The 19,515-nt window shown below is 62.2% G+C and carries 17 protein-coding genes; 4 read left to right on the plus strand and 13 right to left on the minus strand.

Translation table 11 applies throughout. The features are described from left to right. Positions 1 to 22: 22 nt before the first annotated feature. From AC1DIJ_RS06560 to AC1DIJ_RS06570, 3 genes are all read left to right on the plus strand, one after another. Positions 23 to 1,021: an ABC transporter substrate-binding protein gene (locus AC1DIJ_RS06560; protein WP_112386903.1), complete on the plus strand. Its 999-nt coding sequence runs from the start codon at positions 23 to 25 to the stop codon at positions 1,019 to 1,021. A gap of 116 nt (positions 1,022 to 1,137) precedes the next feature. Next, a complete protein-coding gene (locus AC1DIJ_RS06565) occupies positions 1,138 to 2,025 on the plus strand; it encodes an ABC transporter permease (RefSeq protein ID WP_112387442.1) in 888 nt (295 codons plus the stop codon). Continuing rightward, entirely contained in the window at positions 2,018 to 3,046 is a 1,029-nt protein-coding gene (locus AC1DIJ_RS06570; protein WP_112386902.1) for a quaternary amine ABC transporter ATP-binding protein, read from the plus strand. The genes AC1DIJ_RS06565 and AC1DIJ_RS06570 overlap by 8 nt, the downstream gene beginning before the upstream one ends. Before the next feature lie 40 nt (positions 3,047 to 3,086). On the opposite strand, the gene AC1DIJ_RS06575 is transcribed toward AC1DIJ_RS06570, so the two are convergent. Further along, positions 3,087 to 3,485, minus strand: a complete 399-nt coding sequence (locus AC1DIJ_RS06575) for a DUF427 domain-containing protein (protein WP_112386901.1) — start codon at positions 3,483 to 3,485, stop codon at positions 3,087 to 3,089. Positions 3,486 to 3,832: 347 nt separating this feature from the next. Next, the gene (locus AC1DIJ_RS06580; protein WP_112386900.1) at positions 3,833 to 4,774 is read right to left on the minus strand and encodes a phytanoyl-CoA dioxygenase family protein; all 942 of its coding nucleotides are present in this window, start codon (positions 4,772 to 4,774) and stop codon (positions 3,833 to 3,835) included. Between the two features lie 132 nt (positions 4,775 to 4,906). Between AC1DIJ_RS06580 and AC1DIJ_RS06585 the strand changes: the two genes are divergently transcribed. Next, positions 4,907 to 5,776, plus strand: a complete 870-nt coding sequence (locus AC1DIJ_RS06585; protein WP_112386899.1) for an AraC family transcriptional regulator — start codon at positions 4,907 to 4,909, stop codon at positions 5,774 to 5,776. Here AC1DIJ_RS06585 and AC1DIJ_RS06590 read toward each other — a convergent pair. From AC1DIJ_RS06590 to dnaG, 11 genes are all read right to left on the minus strand, one after another. Continuing rightward, positions 5,773 to 6,657: a DMT family transporter gene (locus tag AC1DIJ_RS06590; RefSeq protein ID WP_112386898.1), complete on the minus strand. Its 885-nt coding sequence runs from the start codon at positions 6,655 to 6,657 to the stop codon at positions 5,773 to 5,775. The two genes, AC1DIJ_RS06585 and AC1DIJ_RS06590, sit on opposite strands and share 4 nt — an antisense overlap. A gap of 70 nt (positions 6,658 to 6,727) precedes the next feature. Further along, a complete protein-coding gene (locus AC1DIJ_RS06595) occupies positions 6,728 to 7,525 on the minus strand; it encodes an AraC family transcriptional regulator (protein ID WP_112386897.1) in 798 nt (265 codons plus the stop codon). A 63-nt stretch (positions 7,526 to 7,588) separates the two neighbouring features. After that, positions 7,589 to 7,750, minus strand: coding sequence for a hypothetical protein (locus AC1DIJ_RS06600; RefSeq protein WP_310294486.1), 162 nt, complete (start codon positions 7,748 to 7,750; stop codon positions 7,589 to 7,591). A 74-nt stretch (positions 7,751 to 7,824) separates the two neighbouring features. After that, positions 7,825 to 9,099 carry a DUF930 domain-containing protein gene (locus AC1DIJ_RS06605; RefSeq protein WP_148194314.1) on the minus strand — a complete coding sequence of 425 codons (1,275 nt, stop codon included), beginning with the start codon at positions 9,097 to 9,099 and terminating at the stop codon, positions 7,825 to 7,827. Between the two features lie 97 nt (positions 9,100 to 9,196). After that, entirely contained in the window at positions 9,197 to 9,505 is a 309-nt protein-coding gene (locus AC1DIJ_RS06610) for a DUF930 domain-containing protein (RefSeq protein WP_477831353.1), read from the minus strand. 590 nt (positions 9,506 to 10,095) lie between these two features. Then, a complete protein-coding gene (rpoD, locus tag AC1DIJ_RS06615) occupies positions 10,096 to 12,153 on the minus strand; it encodes an RNA polymerase sigma factor RpoD (protein ID WP_112386334.1) in 2,058 nt (685 codons plus the stop codon). A 459-nt stretch (positions 12,154 to 12,612) separates the two neighbouring features. After that, positions 12,613 to 12,960, minus strand: coding sequence for a GFA family protein (locus AC1DIJ_RS06620; protein ID WP_112386333.1), 348 nt, complete (start codon positions 12,958 to 12,960; stop codon positions 12,613 to 12,615). A 17-nt stretch (positions 12,961 to 12,977) separates the two neighbouring features. Next, positions 12,978 to 14,015 (minus strand): L-threonine 3-dehydrogenase, encoded by a 1,038-nt coding sequence (tdh, locus tag AC1DIJ_RS06625; RefSeq protein ID WP_112386332.1) that lies wholly within the window; start codon positions 14,013 to 14,015, stop codon positions 12,978 to 12,980. A gap of 198 nt (positions 14,016 to 14,213) precedes the next feature. Further along, a complete protein-coding gene (locus AC1DIJ_RS06630) occupies positions 14,214 to 15,401 on the minus strand; it encodes a glycine C-acetyltransferase (protein WP_112386331.1) in 1,188 nt (395 codons plus the stop codon). A 136-nt stretch (positions 15,402 to 15,537) separates the two neighbouring features. Beyond that, positions 15,538 to 17,394 carry a DNA helicase RecQ gene (gene recQ / locus AC1DIJ_RS06635; protein WP_112386330.1) on the minus strand — a complete coding sequence of 619 codons (1,857 nt, stop codon included), beginning with the start codon at positions 17,392 to 17,394 and terminating at the stop codon, positions 15,538 to 15,540. Further along, positions 17,394 to 19,391, minus strand: coding sequence for a DNA primase (dnaG, locus tag AC1DIJ_RS06640; protein ID WP_112386329.1), 1,998 nt, complete (start codon positions 19,389 to 19,391; stop codon positions 17,394 to 17,396). Before dnaG ends, recQ begins: the two co-directional genes overlap by 1 nt. Positions 19,392 to 19,515 lie beyond the last annotated feature (124 nt).

Consider the following 19,515-nt stretch of genomic DNA (forward strand, 5'->3'; position numbering starts at 1 on the left):
CGCGACCAGAGGGAACAAAAAAATGAAAGCACTTTTGGCTTCTACCGTCCTTGCTGCCGGCCTGTTGGCTATGGGCGGCGCAGCATCCGCTGCTGAATGCGGCAATGTCACGATCGCAAGCATGAACTGGCAGTCTGCCGAAGTTGCTGCAAATCTCGACAAGGTCATTCTCGAAACAGGTTACGGCTGCACCGCCGAAATCGTCACCGGCGACACGGTGCCGACGCTGACCTCGATGGCTGAAAAGGGCGAGCCCGATATCGCGCCGGAAGCCTGGGTCAGCCTGCAGCCGGAACTCGTCAAGCGCGGCCTCGAAGGCGGCAAGGTCGTCGCCGCTGCCAAGATCCTTTCCGACGGCGCCATCCAGGGCTGGTGGATTCCGAAATACGTCGCCGACGCGCACCCTGATATCAAGACCATTCCCGATCTCTTCAAGCATCCGGAACTGTTCCCGGCCCCTGAAGACAAGAGCAAGGGCGCCGTCTTCAACGGCCCGCAGGGCTGGGGCGGGACTGTTGTCACCACGCAGCTATTCAAGGCGAATGGCGGCGACAAGGCAAACTTCACGCTCGTCGACACCGGCTCGGCCGCCGGCCTCGACGGCTCGATCGCCAAGGCCTATGAAGGCAAGCAGCCGTGGGTTGGCTATTACTGGGCGCCGACTTCGCTGCTCGGCAAGTATGAGATGGTGAAGCTCGGCTTCGGCGTCGATTATGACGCGGCCGAATGGAAGCGCTGCACCTCGATCGCTGACTGCGCCGATCCGAAGCCGAACGCTTGGCCGTCGGATGACGTTCAGACCCTCGTTAGCAAGAGCTTCGCCGACCGCGCCGGTCCTGCCATGGACTACCTGAACAAGCGCGCCTGGACCAACGACACGGTCAACAAGCTGATCGCCTGGATGAGCGACAACCAGGCAACCGGTGAAGACGGTGCGAAGCACTTCCTCAAGGAAAACGGCGATCTCTGGACCAAGTGGGTCTCCCCCGAAGTCGCAGAGAAGATCAAGGCTTCTCTCTGATCCCCGATATTTCGCAAGCGGGCGGCGTCTTGACACCAGGACGCCGCCCGCCCGATGTTTTCAAGCGACGCCCGTAAGAAGAATGGGCCGCCGCTGCTTTTGCCATGGGGACCGACATGGATTGGCTTTGGAAATTTCCAACGATGAACGACGATATGCTGCGCGACCTGAAAAGGGCCGTGGATGAAGGCTTTCGCGGCTTCACCCGCGCCTATGGCGACAGCATCGAAGGGCTCTTCAGCCCGCTGCAAAGTTTCCTGATCTGGGCCGAAAGGCTTCTCACCGGCGCGCCGTGGCCGGTGGTCATCCTTGCCGTTGCCGCCATTGCCTGGGTGGCGAGCCGCAGCTGGAAGATCGTCGCCGGCTGTGTGGTGACCCTGCTTCTGATCGGCTGGTTCGACATGTGGCAGGATACGATGAAGACGGTATCGATGATCTTCGTCTGTACGGTTCTGTCGATCGTCATCGGCATTCCGATCGGCATCGGCATGTCGCGCTCGAACCGCATGCAGAACATCGTCAATCCGGTGCTCGACGTCATGCAGACCATGCCGAGCTTCGTCTACCTGATCCCCGTCGTCATGCTGCTCGGCATCGGCCGTGTGCCCGGCGTCATCGCGGTCGTCATCTACGCCCTCCCCCCGATGATCCGCCTGACCAATCTCGGCATCCGCATGGTCGACAAGGATGTTCTGGAAGCCGCCGACGCCTTCGGCTCCTCCAGCTGGCAGAAGCTGCGCAATGTCCAGCTGCCGCTGGCGCTGCCGACCATCATGGCCGGTATCAACCAGACCATCATGATGGCGCTCGCCATGGTCGTCATCGCCTCGATGATCGGCGTCCAGGGCCTCGGCCAGCCGGTGCTGAAGGCGATCGCCAACCAGTATTTCACCCTCGGCGTCTTCAACGGTCTCGCCATCGTCGGCATCGCCATCATCTTCGACCGCATCAGCCAGGCCTATGGTCTGCGCCTGCAGAAGCACCGGGAAATCGTGCATGGCTAGTCAATCGATCGAAATCCGCAATCTCTACAAGATCTTCGGTCCCCGCGGCCGCGACTTCGTGGAAGCCGTCACCAAGGGGATGTCGAAAACCGAGCTCAACAAGGAGCACGGTCACGTTCTCGGTCTGAAGGACATCAATATCCATATCCCCGGCGGCAGCATCACCGTCATCATGGGGCTTTCAGGCTCCGGCAAATCGACGCTGATCCGCCACATCAACCGGCTGATCGACCCGACTTCGGGCGAAGTGCTCTATGGCGGCACCGACGTCTGCCAGATGAACGAGGAAGAACTTCGCGAATTCCGCCGCCACAAGACGGCGATGGTGTTCCAGAAGTTCGGCCTCCTGCCGCACCGCACGGTGCTGCAGAACACCGTCTACGGCCTGGAAATCCAGGGTGTGCCGAAATCCGAGCGCGAGGCGCGCGCCGATATCTGGATCAAGCGTGTGGGTTTGGAAGGCTTCTCCAACCACTATCCGAACCAGCTCTCGGGCGGCATGCAGCAGCGCGTCGGCCTTGCCCGAGCATTGACCAACGACGCAGACATCCTCCTCATGGATGAAGCCTACTCGGCCCTCGATCCGCTGATCCGCGTCGACATGCAGACCGTGCTTCTCGAGCTGCAGCGGGAACTGAAGAAGACCGTCGTCTTCATCACCCACGATCTCGACGAGGCGCTACGCCTCGGCGACAAGATCGCCATCCTGCGCGACGGCGAGGTCATCCAGCAGGGCACCGCGGCCGATATCGTGCTGAGCCCCGCCGACGACTACATCAAGGCCTTCGTCAAGGAAGTGAACCGCGGCCGCGTCATCCGCGTCGACGCGCTGATGGAGCCGCTCAGCAACCCCGCAGGCGACTCCTCGGTCCGGATTCCGGGCAGCTACAATGTCGAGGAAGCCATGCGGATGATGACAGAGAACAACGCCACGCAGGCGACCGTCATCGGCGAAAGCGGCACGCCCGCCGGCCGCGTCTCGCTGGAAGGCCTGGTGCGCTGTCTCGTCCGGACAAACTGAACGCGATGCGCGGCGCCAAGCCGCGCATCGTCACCCCGCGTTAGAACTGCCCGGCTTCGGGCACCTGCAGCTCCTCGATGGAATCGACGCGATCCGGATAGAAGGCCATATGGTCCTTGATCTCGCTGACCGCAGGGTTCGGCGTCTCATAGGTCCATATCGCATTCTTCGATCGATCGCCGCCAGGCACGATGCTGTAATAGGAAGCATCGCCCTTATACGGGCAATGGGTCGAATGATCGGTACGCGCCAGCAGCGACATGTCGATATCCTTGCGGGGAATATACTGCACCGGCGGATAGGACGCCTCGCGCAGCGTCAGCGCATCATGCGTATCGGCAATCACCTTGCCGCCCAGTTTCACGACGATACGGGCCGGATTGTGCTCGACGCTGATCGGATGATCGGGTCCGGGAATCTTGACGGGCCTGCCTGACATGGGTGCCTCCAATGGATTGATGCATGGAGAGATAGGGAGGATAGGCGAAGAGCCCAAGAGGCGGGAGGCGATTAGCCAGCAACTGGTTCTGCCGTCATCGGTTGCCTCTATTCGAAAATTGACACGCCGCACCCGGAGCCCTCTCACCCTACCCTCTCCCCAAGGGTAGACGGGAAGCGAATGCTGCGGCTCCGGCATCCCTTCTCCCCAGCGGGGAGAAGGTGGCCCAAGGGGGGCCGGATGAGGGGGCCGCACGCACTACATCTCGGTCATTCCTGCTTGCGTCACGCAAATGAGGGGGCGCCTGAGAGGCGCCCCTGCATTAAGCTCGGTGGCCTCTCAGTGGCTCAAGCCCAGCGATCCAGCCCAAGCAACTTCCGCCCCAGCGGCGTCAGTTCCGCCGTCGTCGCATTGTTCTTTTCCCACTCGCGCGGGTCGCCCGGGAAGGCGTCGCGCTTCGGGCTGTCGAGCTCCCGCCATAGGCGGATGCGCTCGTCGCGCTCTTCGGCATTGTCGTATTCCGCCGGATGCATGGAGATATACTGCGCCATGCGCACGCGGTTGTCGGAATGGTTCGGGCGCACACCATGGGCCAGCAGCGAATTGAAGATCATCAGGTCGCCGGGCTCCATCGAGATATTCTCGGTCGACAGACCGGTCATGTCAGGATGCATCGGATCGCGGTCCGCAGGCTGTGTCTTCACCCATTCCTCGTAATGCTCGAAGAGATAGGGAACGCACTGGAAGCCGCCGACATCGCCGTCCTGCTTCTTCAGGCTGAGAACCGCCTGGACGCCGATCGGCAGCGGGTCGATCGAGGTGTCGACGTCCCAGTGGATGAAGCCGTTCGGATTGCCCTTGACCTTCTTCGGCGGATTGAGGTTGGCGCGGTCGATCGTCACCCACAGGTCCTCGCGGTCCCAGATGTCGACGAACACGTCATAGACGCGCTTCTCCATCCGGTTGTCCCACAGCGCCTGGTGATTGTAGATCTCCAGCATGCCGGTGTTGTTGAGTTCCTTCATCTTGTGCTCGCGGCGCTGCGGCGCGTACCAGGTCGAAGGATCGTTCGGGTCCTTCTCGTCAAAACGCCAGAGCACCTCCACAAGCCGCTCGACATTCTCCGCAGGCACCGCCTGACGGACAATGACGTAACCCTTCTTCGTCCAGTGCTGCCAGTCGGCCTCCGAGAGCACGCGAAGCGGAAGCTTCTTCTTGATATCCTTGAGCTGCGTGGTGACCGAACCTGCGGTCGGATGCGCGTCGCGCTTCATGGCTGTCTGCTGCATGTCTCTCTCCCATTGCGGTAATCCCTGTCGGTTCAGGCGATGAGGAGAGTGTAACTGTAGCGTGGCGGCAATGTTGCCCGCCTATGGCCTATTCTGATACTATTTTGGCGTCGTCAACGTGATCAGCGCCCGATGAGACCCTATCTCGAAGTTCTCCCCCGCCAATCCGATGTCAGCTGGCCGATGCTGAACCGGCGGCTCGACGATGCCATTCCCTTCGTCTGGCACCACCATCCGGAATTTGAGCTGACGCTCACCCTCAATTCCGTCGGCCAGCGCTTCATAGGCGATCACACCGGCGAATATGAGGATGGCGACCTCGTGCTCGTCGGCCCCAACCTGCCCCACACCTGGGCGTCACGCGAAAAGCTTGACCCCGCCGTGCCGCACCGCGCTCTGGTTCTCTGGTTTCACCCGGACTGGATGCGGCAGATGACGGCGGGCGCGGTCGAGCTTCGGCCGATCGAGCAACTGATGGTCCGCGGCCAGAATGGCCTGCAGTTTTCCAAGGAGACCGGAATTGCTGTCCGCCCCCAATTCGAAACCATCTTCGACCGGCCACCGGCCGAGCGCCTGCTCTCGCTGCTGTCGATCCTCACCCAGGTCGCCGCCGACCGCCAGGCAGCGCCGCTTGCCAGCACGCCCGGCCAGCAGCCGGCGCTGCAGGAGAGCCGCGAGCGCATCGACCGGGTACTCACCCATCTTCATCTGAACTATGCGCGGCCGCTCGGGCTCGACGAGCTTGCCGATATTGCCGCCCTCAGCGTCTCGGGCCTGCACCGCATGTTCCGCCGCCATACCGGCACGACGGTCAGCGACTATCTGATCCGCATGCGGATCGGCGATGCCTGCGCCCGCCTCTCCTCGACCAGCCAGCCGGTTGCCCATATTGCCGATGCCGTCGGCTATGCCTCGCTCGCCAATTTCAATCGCCAGTTCCGCGCCGAAAAGGGCATGACGCCGCGCGATTACCGCGCCCATTTCCGCCGCGATGAAGGCTAGGCCGCCCCGCGTCTGCGGCCAGCGAGGGCAAGCCCTGCGACCGCCGCCAGCACGGCACCGATGCCGACGACCTGGTTGAGACTGACGGGTTCGCTGAGCAACACAAAGGCGAAAATGACGGCAGAGACCGGGGCAACGGCCGTGAACAGCGAGGCTTCCGAGCCGCTGACCCGTTCGGCCCCGGCATACCACAGCATGAACCCCGCCACCGTCGGTACCAGCGCGTAGTAGAGCACGGAAAGCAGCGCCGTTCCTGACGCCGCCGATATCGCGTGGCTTTCGAACAACGCCGGGATGGCAGCAGCAACCAAGCCGATCGCCGCCATCAGCGCCGATTGCGCCAGAGGCGGAATGGCAGTCCTCAGCCGCTTGTTGAGCAGAATGAACAGCCCCTCGCAGAGAACCGCGCCGGCGATCATGACGTCACCGACAAGAGACCCGTGACCGGCGCCGGGCGCAAAGACGATCGACAGCACACCGGCCGCCGCAAGGCCGATCGCCAGCAGCAGAAAGCGATCCGGCCGCTCGCCGAGCAGCAGGATGGAGATAGCAGCGGAGACGACCGGCAGCGTTCCGATGATCACCCCGGCATTGGCGGCCGAAGTGATAGACAGCCCTGAGATCAGCAGCGTCGTATAGCCGACGCTGCCCGCTGCCGCCTGGATGACGAGGATACCCCAGTCGTGGCGCGGCAGCCGCGGAAAGCGTGTCCCGGTTGCCCGCATCAGAAGCAGGAAGAACGGCAGTGCCGCAGCAAAGCGCAGCGCCGTCGCCGTGAACGGCGGCAAGCCGGCTGCAATCAGTTTGCTGGCGATCACGGTGCTGCCGACCGTCGTCATCGCCAATGTCAGATAGAGATAGCCCTGCTGCTGCCGTGTCATGTCCTGCACCCTGGATCGAAGCCAGATGAGCGGGAAAGCAGGCCGGGGTCTTGAAGGAAATTGCAGGCGATCAGGAAGCGCCGCGGGCATAGATGCCGGGGGAAAGCCCGTAGCGCGCCGTAAAGGCCCGGGTCATATGGCTCTGATCGGCAAAGCCGCTCGCAGCCGCCACTTCGGCAAGCGGCATCTTCCGACAGATCAAGCGCCTCGCCAGATGAACACGGCTCTGGATCAGATAGGCATGCGGCGTGAGACCGGTGGCGCGGCTGAAGGCCCGCACCAGCTGAAAACGGCTGAGCCCGCTTTCCCGCGCCAATGCGGCAAGCGATACCGGTGCTGCCGGATCGTCATCGATCAGCGACCGGGCTCGGCCGACCGAGGTTGGAACCGGCGCGGCATCCGTGATCTCGCGCCCCTCGCGCAGAATATCGGCCGTCAGCGTCACCAGAAGTTCGTCTAGGCGCAGCGGCTCCCCGCTGCCGGTGACGGCCGAAAACAGCGCCAGGAAGCGCTGGGCCATCCGGTTGTCGCGAAGCACGGGATGCGGAATTTCGCAGCGCCGCGATCCACCGTCGGCCGCTTCCATGGCGAGATCGCCGAAAACGCCGGGATCGAAATAGAGAATACGCCACGCCCTGCCCTCGCCGAGCGGCATGCCGTCGTGAACCTCATTGGGATTGACGGTGATGATATCGCCCGCTTCGGCCTCGACCATGCCGCGGCCGCTCAGCGATTTCTGGGCGCCGCGATAGATCAACCCGATCCCGAACTGCTCATGCGTATGGCGCGCGAAACTCTGCCGGCTTACCGCCTCGACAGCGTCGATACCTGATACCGCCGAGCGGTACATTCTGAACCCGCCATCCATGCTGCACTCTCCGCAATAGCCAAGAGTGCCAGCCGCCGGATGGCGGCACAAGGCGTCAAGCGATCAATGGACCGTCTGCGGGCCAAATTCCTGGGAAAGGATATGCAGCGCATCTTCAAGGGCTGCGACAAGGATATCGGTCAGTTCGTCCGACTTGTTTTCGATAAAAGCCAGAGCCACGGCTTCATCTTGGGATTCGAGGAAGTGCTCGACATCGTTCGACATATCATCGTCCTTTCATTCACCGGAACATCGGCGATGACGGGAGAATACGGGGGCTGTCTTGCGCAAAGCTGGCGCTACTCGGGAAAGCCGCGGCTGCGCCAGTTGCTGCGTGGCACCGCGTTGCCGACATCGAGCGCAAAGGACACGACCTCAGTCGCGTTGTCATTGACCTCGCAGCGGAAATGCACGTCATACCAAGTTTCAGCCGTGCGGAAGGCGCCACGCTTCACCTCAAGAACCGTGCCCTTCGACAGCCTGTACATCGGCACGATCACTGGGCGATAGGCTGGCGATCCGTGAACCAGCTGCTCGCGCAGTTCGGTGCTGCAGAGCTGCGCAGCGCGGCGGCCGCGCGGAATACCGTTCATTGCTGTACTCGCCACCTGATCGCCGTCGTCATCCTGCGAAAACAGCGTCTTTGCCTCGGCAAGGCCGTCCTTCGGCGCGTCCGGCTTCGCGGCGTCAACAGGCTTTTCGACAGGCTTTGCCTGCTCGATGCTGGTCATCGCCGTGCCCGAAGCATCGATCTCAGGCGCGTTGTTCTCCGAATGCGCGTCGGCAATATCCACCTGCGGAAGATTGATGTCGTCGGGCACCGGCTTGGCAGGTGGCTCCTTGGCGCCATCGGGCTTGTCGCCGGCATCGGCCTTGGGCTTCGGCTCGCCCGCGGCATCCTCATGGGTTGGCGCGCTGGTGGCAGGCTTGGCTTCGCCCTCGGCGCTGTTGCCGGTATCGGACTTCTTCGGGCCGCTATCCTTGTCGCCGAACTGGAAGACCGGCCGAAGCACAGGCATGGGTGAACCCTGCCCCTGCTTGCCTTCAGCCTGCTTGTTTGCGGCGTCCTGCTCGGCCTTCGGCGGTTCGGCTTTCGGCTCTTCGGCCTTCTTTTCTTCCGGCGGAGGCGGCGGTGGTGGTGGCGGAGGGGGCTCCTGCTTTGCCTGCTCTTCCGGTTTCTTCTCTTCCGGAGGCGGCGGTGGGGGCTCTTCCTTCTTGACCTGCTCCTCGGCCTTCTTTTCCTCAGGCGGAGGGGGCGGCGGCGGTGGTTCCTGCTTCGCCTCCTCCTGCGGCTTCTTCTCTTCCGGTGGCGGCGGTGGCGGAGGCGGCTCTTCCTTTTTCGCCTGCTCTTCCGGCTTCTTCTCCTCGGGCTTCGGCGCCTCGGGTTTCGGTTCTTCCTTCTTTTCCTCCGGCGGCGGCACCATTTCGACCTGCACGGCCTCTTCCTGCTGCGGCTCAGGCTGCGGCGTCGGAAGCTTCACCAGAAGCACGGCAGCGACCAGCACATGCAGCGCAACCGATGCCGCCACACCCCAACTGATCCCTGCCAAATGCTTCTTCGATAGCTTCTGCATTGCACCTAAAACCGCTTGATGCCGATGTGGCGTCAAAAGCAGGCAGCATCAAGCCGCAAAACGGAAAGATGCATGATTTCCAGCGAATATGGCGGGGTTAGTCGGCCGGGCCGTCGTCGGCCACGAGATTGTGATCCTGCCAGAGGTTGCGCGGAATGGGATCGCCGGCGGCAAAGGCAAACGAGCGCACCACGCCGGAAGCAATATCGACCTCGCAGTGGAAGCGAATCGCGTACCACATCCTCCCGCTGCGAAAGGCGCCACCTTCGACATCGATGCTGCCGCCCCTGACCTTCTCCGGTGCCATGGCATAGGGCGCGATTGCATCGGGGCTGATACCCGGCCGCGACCGGCGCAGCTGTTCCATCGCCTCGAGCCCCGCAAAGCTGTAGATTGCGTTCGTCACCGGAAAGCTGGCGCAGCGCCGCCTTGGCCTTTCTGCTGCGGGGATCGCTGAGCGTACGGCCGGAGAACAGCTGGGGCGCTTGCACCAGCGCATCGGCAGGCGGATCGATCTTGATCACGGGCGGCCGTAGCGGCTTGAAGACTGGGACGGCGGGTGAAGGCTCTGCGGGAACTGTACCCGCTTCGGCTTGCTGCGGAACAGGATTAGCGCGGCGTTCGGAAGGCACATCCGCGGGCGGCGCCGGGACGATATCGACACTGACGCTATCCTCGCCGGATGCATTGAAAATTGCAGGCTTCGGCAGATAGATGAGCAGCAAGGCGATGAACAGCGCGTGCACCAGCAGGGAAGCCGGAGCGCCCCAGTTGAAACCCGCCTCTGGCTGTCTCCCGGCCCACGCCACCGGTCATCCCGCCATTGTCTTTGGATGCGACGTGATCGTCATGCACTGCGGCCCGTTGTTTGCTGGAACTCCGGCCATCCTCTGCCGAATTGTGGCATGACGGCGGCAGGCAAACGCCTTAGTTGCACTCCGCCCCAAAGAAAAGCCCGGCACATGGCCGGGCTTCGTATGTCGTGATGTCGTCCGCTCAGCTGTCGAGGAACGAGCGCAGCTTGCGTGAGCGGCTCGGGTGCTTGAGCTTGCGCAGCGCCTTCGCTTCGATCTGGCGGATACGTTCGCGGGTAACCGAGAACTGCTGGCCGACTTCTTCGAGCGTGTGGTCGGTGTTCATGCCGATACCGAAGCGCATGCGAAGAACACGTTCCTCGCGCGGCGTCAGCGAGGCCAGAACCCTGGTCGTCGTCTCGCGCAGGTTCGCCTGGATGGCGGCGTCGATCGGCAGCAGCGCGTTCTTGTCCTCGATGAAATCGCCGAGGTGCGAATCCTCTTCGTCACCCACCGGGGTTTCGAGCGAGATCGGTTCCTTGGCGATCTTCAGGACCTTGCGGACCTTTTCGAGCGGCATGGCAAGCTTTTCGGCCAGTTCTTCCGGCGTCGGCTCACGGCCGATTTCGTGCAGCATCTGGCGCGAGGTACGAACGATCTTGTTGATCGTTTCGATCATGTGCACCGGAATACGGATCGTGCGGGCCTGGTCGGCGATCGAGCGGGTGATCGCCTGACGGATCCACCACGTCGCATAGGTCGAGAACTTGTAACCGCGGCGGTATTCGAACTTGTCGACCGCCTTCATCAGGCCGATATTGCCTTCCTGAATGAGGTCGAGGAACTGCAGGCCGCGGTTCGTGTACTTCTTCGCGATGGAGATGACGAGGCGAAGGTTCGCTTCGACCATTTCCTTCTTGGCGATACGCGCTTCACGCTCGCCCTTCTGCACCATATGCACGATACGGCGGAATTCCGAGATCGAGATGCCGGTTTCGGTCGCCAGATTCTGGATTTCCTGGCGGATGTCGCGGATCGTCGTGTTTTCGCCCTTGGCGAATTCCTTCCAGCCGCGGGCGGCCAGATTGGCGATCGACTTCATCCAGTTCGGGTCGAGCTCGGCACCCTGGTACTGTTCCAGGAAGCTGTCGCGCTTGACGCCGTAGGATTCGGCCAGACGCAGCAGGCGGCCTTCGTTCTGAACGAGACGCTTGTTGATGTCGTAGAGCTGCTCGACCAGAGCCTCGATGCGGTTCTGGTTCAAGGACAGCGACTTGACGGCCTTGATCAGCTCGTCCTTGAGCTCCTTGTAGCGGCGCTCCTGGGCCGACGACAGCGTACCCGTCGCGGCAAGGCGCTGCTCGACCTGCTGGTCCTGCAACTTGCGCAGCTTCTTATAGGTCTCGGCGATCAGATCGAGAGTTTCCATGACCTGCGGGCGCAGCTCGGCTTCCATCGCGGCCAGCGAAAGGTTGGACTCGTCTTCGTCCTCTTCCTCTTCCTCGATCGGCATGCCTTCGCCGCCGACATCGGTGATGTCGTCGTCGCCGGTACGGGCGCGGCGGGTCTTTTCCTTCTCTTCGGCAGCCTTGCGGTCCGCCTCGATCTTTTCAGGGCTCTGGAACTGCGGCGCGGCCTTGGCTTCCGGACCCGAATAGGTCGTTTCGAGATCGATGATCTCACGCAGCAGCGTCGTGCCTTCGTTCAGTTCGTCGCGCCAGATGATGATGGCCTGGAAGGTCAGCGGGCTCTCGCAGAGACCGGCGATCATCGTTTCGCGGCCGGCCTCGATGCGCTTGGCGATGGCGATTTCGCCTTCGCGCGACAGCAGCTCGACGGAACCCATTTCGCGCAGATACATGCGCACCGGATCGTCGGTACGATCGGTCGGTTCCTTCTTCTTCGCCGTCGCAAGCGCGGTGCCGCTCGAAGGCGCGAGTTCGCCACCTTCGTTGTCGTCATCGCTGCCGCTGTCGTCGTCGTCGCTGTTGCCGCCGCCCTGGGCTTCTTCAGCTTCTTCGTCTTCGATCACGTTGATGCCCATGTCGGAGAGCATCGACATCGTGTCTTCGATCTGTTCGGACGTCACTTCTTCGGACGGAAGAACGGCATTAAGCTCGTCCATCGTCACATAGCCGCGCTTTTTCGCGGCCTTGATCATCTTCTTGACCGCGTCATCGGAAAGATCGAGAAGAGGGCCGTCGGTTGCGCCGTCGCGTTCGACTTCCGCTTCTTCGTTCTCTTTGACCTTCGTTGCCATTTATGTCGTCGCCTTCCTGACGCTATTCAAACTCGCTGGTGATGGCCGCTACGAGACTGCGTGCAACCGCCGGTCTCGAATCACCAATTACCCACCTAACGGGATGACCTTTAAAGCCTGATTAACCACGATTGCCGGCGCCGGATGACAGAGCTTCAATGCTTCTAAATTTCCGGCCATGGTTTGTGCGATCCGCCTTGACCCAAGTTCACCGCTTTAAGTCGAACGGTGATTCCCACAATTTTTCATCTCGTCAAGCTTTTCCACAAAAAAAGCTGCCGAAAACACGGAAAATGCCTTATCCACAGGCTGACGAACCGCTTAAGCGATTGCCAGCCTTAGATAGGATGTCACCAGTGAAAGACAAGGGCGTAAAGCTCTCGTCCCCTCTTATCCGAGTCAATGGCGGTTTTATAGTGGCATTTGCGGCCCCATGTCTTGGCGCCGCAGTATAGGCCGCTACCGCGACGCGCCATCAAAGGGATTGATCTTCAATGCCCCGATATCGACCGCCGGAATGCAGCGCAGGTTGATCGCCGCCATTGCCGTTCCATCCGGTGCCGTCGCCTCGCTATACGGCGCAATACCGCAATCGGCACAGAAATTGTGCCGGATTGCGTGGCTCTTGAACGTATAGGTCGACACCTTCTCGCGCGGCGTCTTCAGCTCGAACTGGGTCATCGGCACGAAACCGAGCAAGCCGCCGCGCTTGCGGCAGAAGCTGCAATTGCAATCCAGTGCCTCGGCGAAATCGCCCTCGACCTCGAAGGCGACGTTGCCGCAGTGACAGCTTCCCTCGTATTTCATGCCGGTTTCCTCCTCGTTTACAGCCAGTCCATGACCACCTTGCCGGAATTGCCCGAGCGCATCGCCTCGAAGCCATCGCGGAATTCACCGATCTTGATCCGGTGAGTAATGACAGGCGCAAGATCCAAGCCGCCCTGGACGAAGGCGATCATCTTGTACCAGGTCTCGAACATCTCGCGGCCATAGATGCCCTTGAGGTTTAGCATCTTGAAGATCACCTTGTTCCAGTCGATCTCGAAGCCGGCCGGCGCGATGCCGAGGATGGCGATCTTGCCGCCATTGTTCATCTTGTCGATCATGTCGCGGAACGCGGGTGCCGCACCCGACATTTCAAGCCCGACATCGAAGCCCTCGGTCATACCGATCGACTTCATCACGTCGGCCAGGTTCTCCTTGGATGCATCGACCACGTAGTCGATCCCGAGCTTGCGGGCGAGATCCAGACGGTTCGGGTTGATATCGGTGATCACGACCTTGCGGGCGCCGGAGCGCTTGGCAACCAGCGCGCCCATGATGCCGATCGGCCCGGCACCAGTGACCAGCACGTCTTCGCCGACGAGATCGAAGGACAGAGCGGTGTGAACGGCATTGCCGAACGGATCGAAGATCGCCGCGATCTCATCGGGAATATCATCCGGGATCGGCACGACATTGGCTTCGGGAATGCAGACGAACTCACCGAAGGAGCCCGGGCGATTGACGCCGACGCCGAGCGTGTTGCGGCAGAGATGCCCGCGGCCGGCACGGCAGTTGCGGCACTTGCCGCAGACGATATGTCCCTCGCCGGAGACACGCTCGCCGACATGGTATTTGGTGACTGCGGAACCGATCTCGGCGATCTCGCCGCAGAATTCGTGACCGACGACCATCGGCACCGGAATGGTCTTCTGCGCCCACTGGTCCCAGTTCCAGATATGCACGTCGGTGCCGCAGATCGCGGACTTCTTGACGCGGATCAGCACGTCGTTCGGGCCGACCTCGGGAACCGGGACGTTCTCCATCCAGAGCCCGACCTCTGCCTTCGACTTCACCAGCGCCTTCATCATGTTCGACATAATTTTCTTCCTTCGATTGGCGCCCGGCCTCACTGTCCCTTCTCCCCAGCGGGGAGAAGGTGCCCGAAGGGCGGATGAGGGGGCTGCCCCCGTAAACATCAACTGCTCTTCGCTTGCGCTCCGAGCCTCGCTTCGCTCGCCCCCTCGTCTGTCCTGACGGACATCTTCTCCCCGCTGGGGAGAAGGGGGAAACCGCATCTAGATAACCCCAAGCTCCCTGCCCGCTTCGGCAAAGACGGCAATCGCCCGCTCGACATCACCCGTCGAATGCGCCGCCGACATCTGCGTGCGGATACGGGCCTGGCCCTTCGGCACGACCGGGAAGGAAAAGCCGACCACATAGACGCCCTTCGTCAGCATCAGTGCCGCCATGTCCTGCGCCAGCTTCGCGTCGCCGAGCATCACAGGAATGATCGCATGTCCCTCGCCTGCCAGCGTGAAGCCGAGCTTGGTCATTTCGGTGCGGAACAGCGTCGCGTTGGCCGTAAGCTTTTCGCGCAAACCATCGCCGTTTTCGATCAGGTCGAAGACCTTCAGCGACGCCGCCGCAATGACCGGGGCCAGCGTGTTCGAGAACAGATAGGGGCGCGAGCGCTGGCGCAGCCAGTCGATGACCTCGGCCTTGCCGGACGTGTAACCGCCAGACGCGCCACCCAGCGCCTTGCCGAGCGTCCCGGTGATGATATCGATCCTGCCCTCGACGCCGCAATATTCGGGCGAGCCTCGGCCGTTCTTGCCGACGAAGCCGACGGCATGGCTGTCATCGACCATGACCATCGCACCGTATTTATCGGCGAGATCGCACACGCCCTGCAGATTGGCGATGATGCCGTCCATCGAGAAGACGCCATCGGTTGCGATCATCTTGAAGCGGCTGCCCTCGGCCTTCTTCAGCTCTTCTTCGAGAGCTGCCATGTCATTATTGGCATAGCGGAAGCGCTTGGCCTTGGAGAGGCGCACGCCGTCGATGATCGAGGCATGGTTCAGCGCATCCGAAATGATTGCATCCTCTTCGCCGAGCAGGGTCTCGAACAGGCCGCCATTGGCATCGAAGCAGGACGAATAGAGGATCGTGTCTTCCATGCCGAGGAAGGAGGAGATGCGCGCCTCGAGCTGCTTGTGCTCTTCCTGCGTCCCGCAGATGAAGCGCACCGAGGCCATGCCGTAGCCATACCGGTCGAGCGCCTGCTTGCCGGCTTCGGCAAGCTCCTCGTTGTCGGCAAGGCCAAGGTAATTGTTGGCACAGAAGTTCAGGACGCGGTCGCCGGAAGCAACGGCGATCTCCCCCGCCTGCTTCGAGGTGATGACACGCTCGGACTTGTAAAGCCCTGCGTCCTTGAGGGACGCGAGCTCGGTGGTGAGGTGTGAAAGAAATGCTTTTGTCATTGTAAACGCCATAATCCCCAAAAATTCCTCCGATGGGCGCTGCAATTAGCACAAAGCAAGTGCAGATGTCGCCGATCCGGTACGAAATATTTTCAAGGACAGGCACTTTTCGCGCGCCATGCCTGGGCGCCGCCCCTTAGTCGTCGTGGCTAAGGATCACGTCCAGGAAGGCGTCGCCGTAGCGCTCGAGCTTCGATTGGCCGACGCCGGAGATATCCAGCAGTTCCTTGCGGCTGCGCGGCCGCTCGGTGGCAAAGGCGATCAGGGTCGTGTCGGGGAAGACGACATAGGGCGGGACCCCGAGCGATTTGGCGATCGAGGTGCGCTCGGCCCGGAGCGCCTCGAACAGCAGCCCGTCGGCACCCGACAATCCGGCATGGCGGTTGGTCCGCTCGGCTTTCCGGCTGCTGCGCCCCGCAACCACGCGATCCTTGCGGAAGAACACCTGCCGCTCATGCTTGAAGACGGCACGTGCCTCCGCTTCCAGCTTCATCGCCCCATAGGCGTCGTGATCGATGCGGATCAGGCCCATGGCGAGCAGCTGGCGGAAGATCGATTGCCAGGTCTTCGCGGCGATATCTTTCCCGGCACCGAAGACCGGCATCGTCGTGTGGCCGAAGCGTTCGGTCTTCTCGTTGGCATTGCCAAGCAGCACGTCGATGACATGGCCGGTGCCGAAGCGTTCGCCGGTCCGGTAGACGGCTGCCAGCGCCTTGATCGCCGCCTCTGTTCCGTCCCAGGTCTCGACCGGCTTGGTGCAGGTATCGCAGCCGCCGCAGCCGCCTACATGCGCCTCGCCGAAATGCGCCAGAATAGCCTGGCGGCGGCAGGAGGCGGTCTCGCAGATGGCGAGCAATGCATTCAGCTTGCCGCGCTCAATGCGCTTGATTTCATCGGCCGCATTGCCCTCGTCGATCATCCGCCGCCGCTGGATGACGTCGGCCATGCCATAGGCCATCCAGACTTCTGAGGGCAGTCCGTCGCGCCCGGCGCGTCCGGTCTCCTGATAATAGGCCTCGACCGAGCCCGGCAGATCGAGGTGCGCGACATAGCGCACATTCGGCTTGTCGATCCCCATGCCGAAGGCGACGGTGGCGACGAGGCAGAGTTCGTCTTCCTTGAGGAAGGCATCCTGGTTGGCGTCGCGCATCGCCCGGTCCATGCCGGCGTGATAGGCGAGCGCCCGGATGCCCTGCGTGTTCAGCCACTCCGCCGTGTCCTCGACCTTGGCGCGCGACAGGCAATAGACGATGCCGCTATTGCCCTTGTGTCCGGACAGGAACCGCAGCAGCTGCTGGCGCGGCTGGTCGCGCTCGACGATTTCATAGGCGATGTTCGGCCGGTCGAAACTGGTGGTAAAGACTTCTGCGCCCTCGAGCCTCAGCCGCTCGATGATGTCCTCGCGCGTATGCGGATCGGCGGTGGCCGTCAGCGCGATGCGCGGCACGCCGGGATAGTGCTCGGAAAGCCTGCCGAGCTCGCGATATTCGGGCCGGAAATCATGTCCCCACTGGGAGACACAATGGGCCTCATCAATCGCAAACAGCGCGATCCTGGCATCGCCGATGATCTCGCGGAAACCATCCATCAGGATCCGCTCGGGCGTCACATAGAGCAGATCCAGCGTGCCCGATGAAATGCCCCGGCGGATCTCGACATATTCGTCGCGCGTGATCGAGGAGTTGAGTGCTGCAGCACGGATGCCGAGCTGCTTCATCGCCTCCACCTGATCGCGCATCAGCGCAATCAGCGGCGAAACGACGATGCCGATGCCATCGCGGCAGAGCGCCGGAATCTGGAAACAAAGTGATTTGCCGGCACCCGTCGGAAACAGCACCACGGCATCGCCGCCAGAGGCGACATGCTCGACCACTGCCTGCTGCTTGCCGCGAAAGGCCGGAAAGCCATAGACGCGCTTCAAGATGTCGAGCGGCGCCTTGCCATTGCCGAACAACGCGCCACCCGCCGAAAATGCCTTGTCACCGCCGTCCATCAATGGCTCGCCGCGCCCTTGACCCGGCCGGAAAGCACGCCGAAGCCGTCGATGATCGCTTCCTGGTTTTCAAGCCGCAGACCTTCGAAATGCACTTCCTGCAAGGCCCGCATCAGCTGGTCGATGATCTCGGCATTGCCCTCTTCCGTCGCCTCGGCGATTTCCCGCTCGAGCTCGATTTTTTGCCAGCGTAGCGCCTTGGCGCGCTTGTGGAAGGCAAGCGCCTGACGGTAGCCCTCGCGCGCATCCTCCATCGCCGCCTCTTCGGTGGCGGTCCAGAGCCGCGCGTTGCGCACCTGCTGATCGAGCCCCTTGAGTAGACCGCCAAAGTCCTGCCGCTCCAGCTCTTCGAACAGATACTCGCGCGTCAGATGCGGACTGGCGACCATAGCCGCCGCCCCCAGCATCGCCGACCACAGGCGCTGCAGATCGCGGTTGTCATATTCGATGGCGGCGATTTCGTCGTAGTCATCCTGCATCAGCACCGGATGATTGATGACGGTCAGCGCCAGCACGCTTTCGCGCAGCGCCGGAATTTCCTGGTGGCCGCGCACCAGACCTGATCGCGTCAACCGCTCGGAGACCAGATTGACAGTCCGCGCACCACCCGCCGGCGGGCGGCCCTGGCCGTCCTTGCCGCGGAAATTTCCACCACCGCCACCGCGTTCGAAATTGCGGCGGTCGCCGCCCCTGTTCTGGAACTGCGGCTGGAAGAACCTGTTCAGGCGGTCGCGGATATCCTGCTGGTAGTGGCGGCGCACGTTCTCGTCGCCGATGACAGCCACCATCTGCTTCAGCCGCGCTTCGAGTTCGGCGCGCGCCTCGGGCGTATCGAAATTGCCGCCGCCGGCCTCCCGGCCCCACAGCATTTCCGCCAAAGGCTTCGCCTGGCTCATCACCTTGTCGAAGGGCGCGCGACCTTCGTTGCGCACGAGATCGTCAGGATCCTTGCCATCGGGCAGCAGCGCGAAGCGCACGGTGCGTCCCGGCTTCAGATGCGGCAGGGCCAGATCGGCCGCGCGGTTGGCAGCACGGATACCGGCGCCGTCGCCATCGAAGCAGAGCACCGGCTGCGACGTCATCTTCCAGAGCAGGTCGAGCTGGTTTTCGGTGAGCGCGGTGCCAAGCGGCGCCACGGCATTTTCGATCCCCGCCTGGTGCAGCGCAATCACGTCCATATAGCCTTCGACGGCGATCACCGTCGGCTCGCCATCGGCGCCCTGCAGCGAACGGCGGGCGCGCGCGAAATTGTAGAGCACCTGCCCCTTGTGGAAGAGCTCGGTCTCGTTCGAGTTCAGATATTTCGCCGGCGCATCGGGCGACATGGCGCGGCCGCCGAAGGCGATCACCTTTTCCCGCGACGAAAGGATCGGAAACATGATTCGATCGCGGAACCGGTCGTAGCTGACGGGAATGTCGGACCCGTGCACCACGAGACCGCAGGCCTCGATCTGCTCCTTGCCGACGCCCTTGCCCGACAGAAATTCCTTAAGCGCATTGCGGCTGTCTGGCGCGAAGCCGAGCCGGAAGGTATCGATCGTCCGCCCCGTCAGGCCGCGGTCGCGCAGATAGGCGCGCGCCCTCGCCCCGTTTGCGGTCTGCAGCTGATCCTGGAAAAATTGTGTCGCCAGCTCCATGACGTCGAGCAGCGACGTCCGCTCCTTCTCGCGCTTCTCCATCGCCGGATCGGCAACCGGCATCGGCACGCCCGCCATATCGGCGATCTGCTGCACCGCTTCGGGGAAGCTCAAGCCTTCCAGCTCGGTCAGGAACCGGAAATGATCGCCCGTCACCCCGCAGCCGAAGCAGTGGTAACGGCCCTTGCGATCCTCGCAGTGGAAGCTCGGAGATTTCTCGCCATGGAACGGGCAGCAGGCCCAGTAGTCCCCGCGCGGCACATTGGTCTTGCGCTTGTCCCAGCTGACACGGCGGCCGATCACGTCCGAAATCTGGACGCGGTCGCGTATGTCATCGAGAAAGGAATTGGAAAAGCGCATCAGGACCTCGTGGCTGAGCGATCATATAAGCAGGTTTCCCCCCCGCCGCCACGAACTTCGAGGGAATTACGCGCTATTCACAGGCTTGACGCCGAGATGATTGTATATACAATTGCATATACAG

The organism is Rhizobium sp. 10N427, assembly GCF_056394605.1.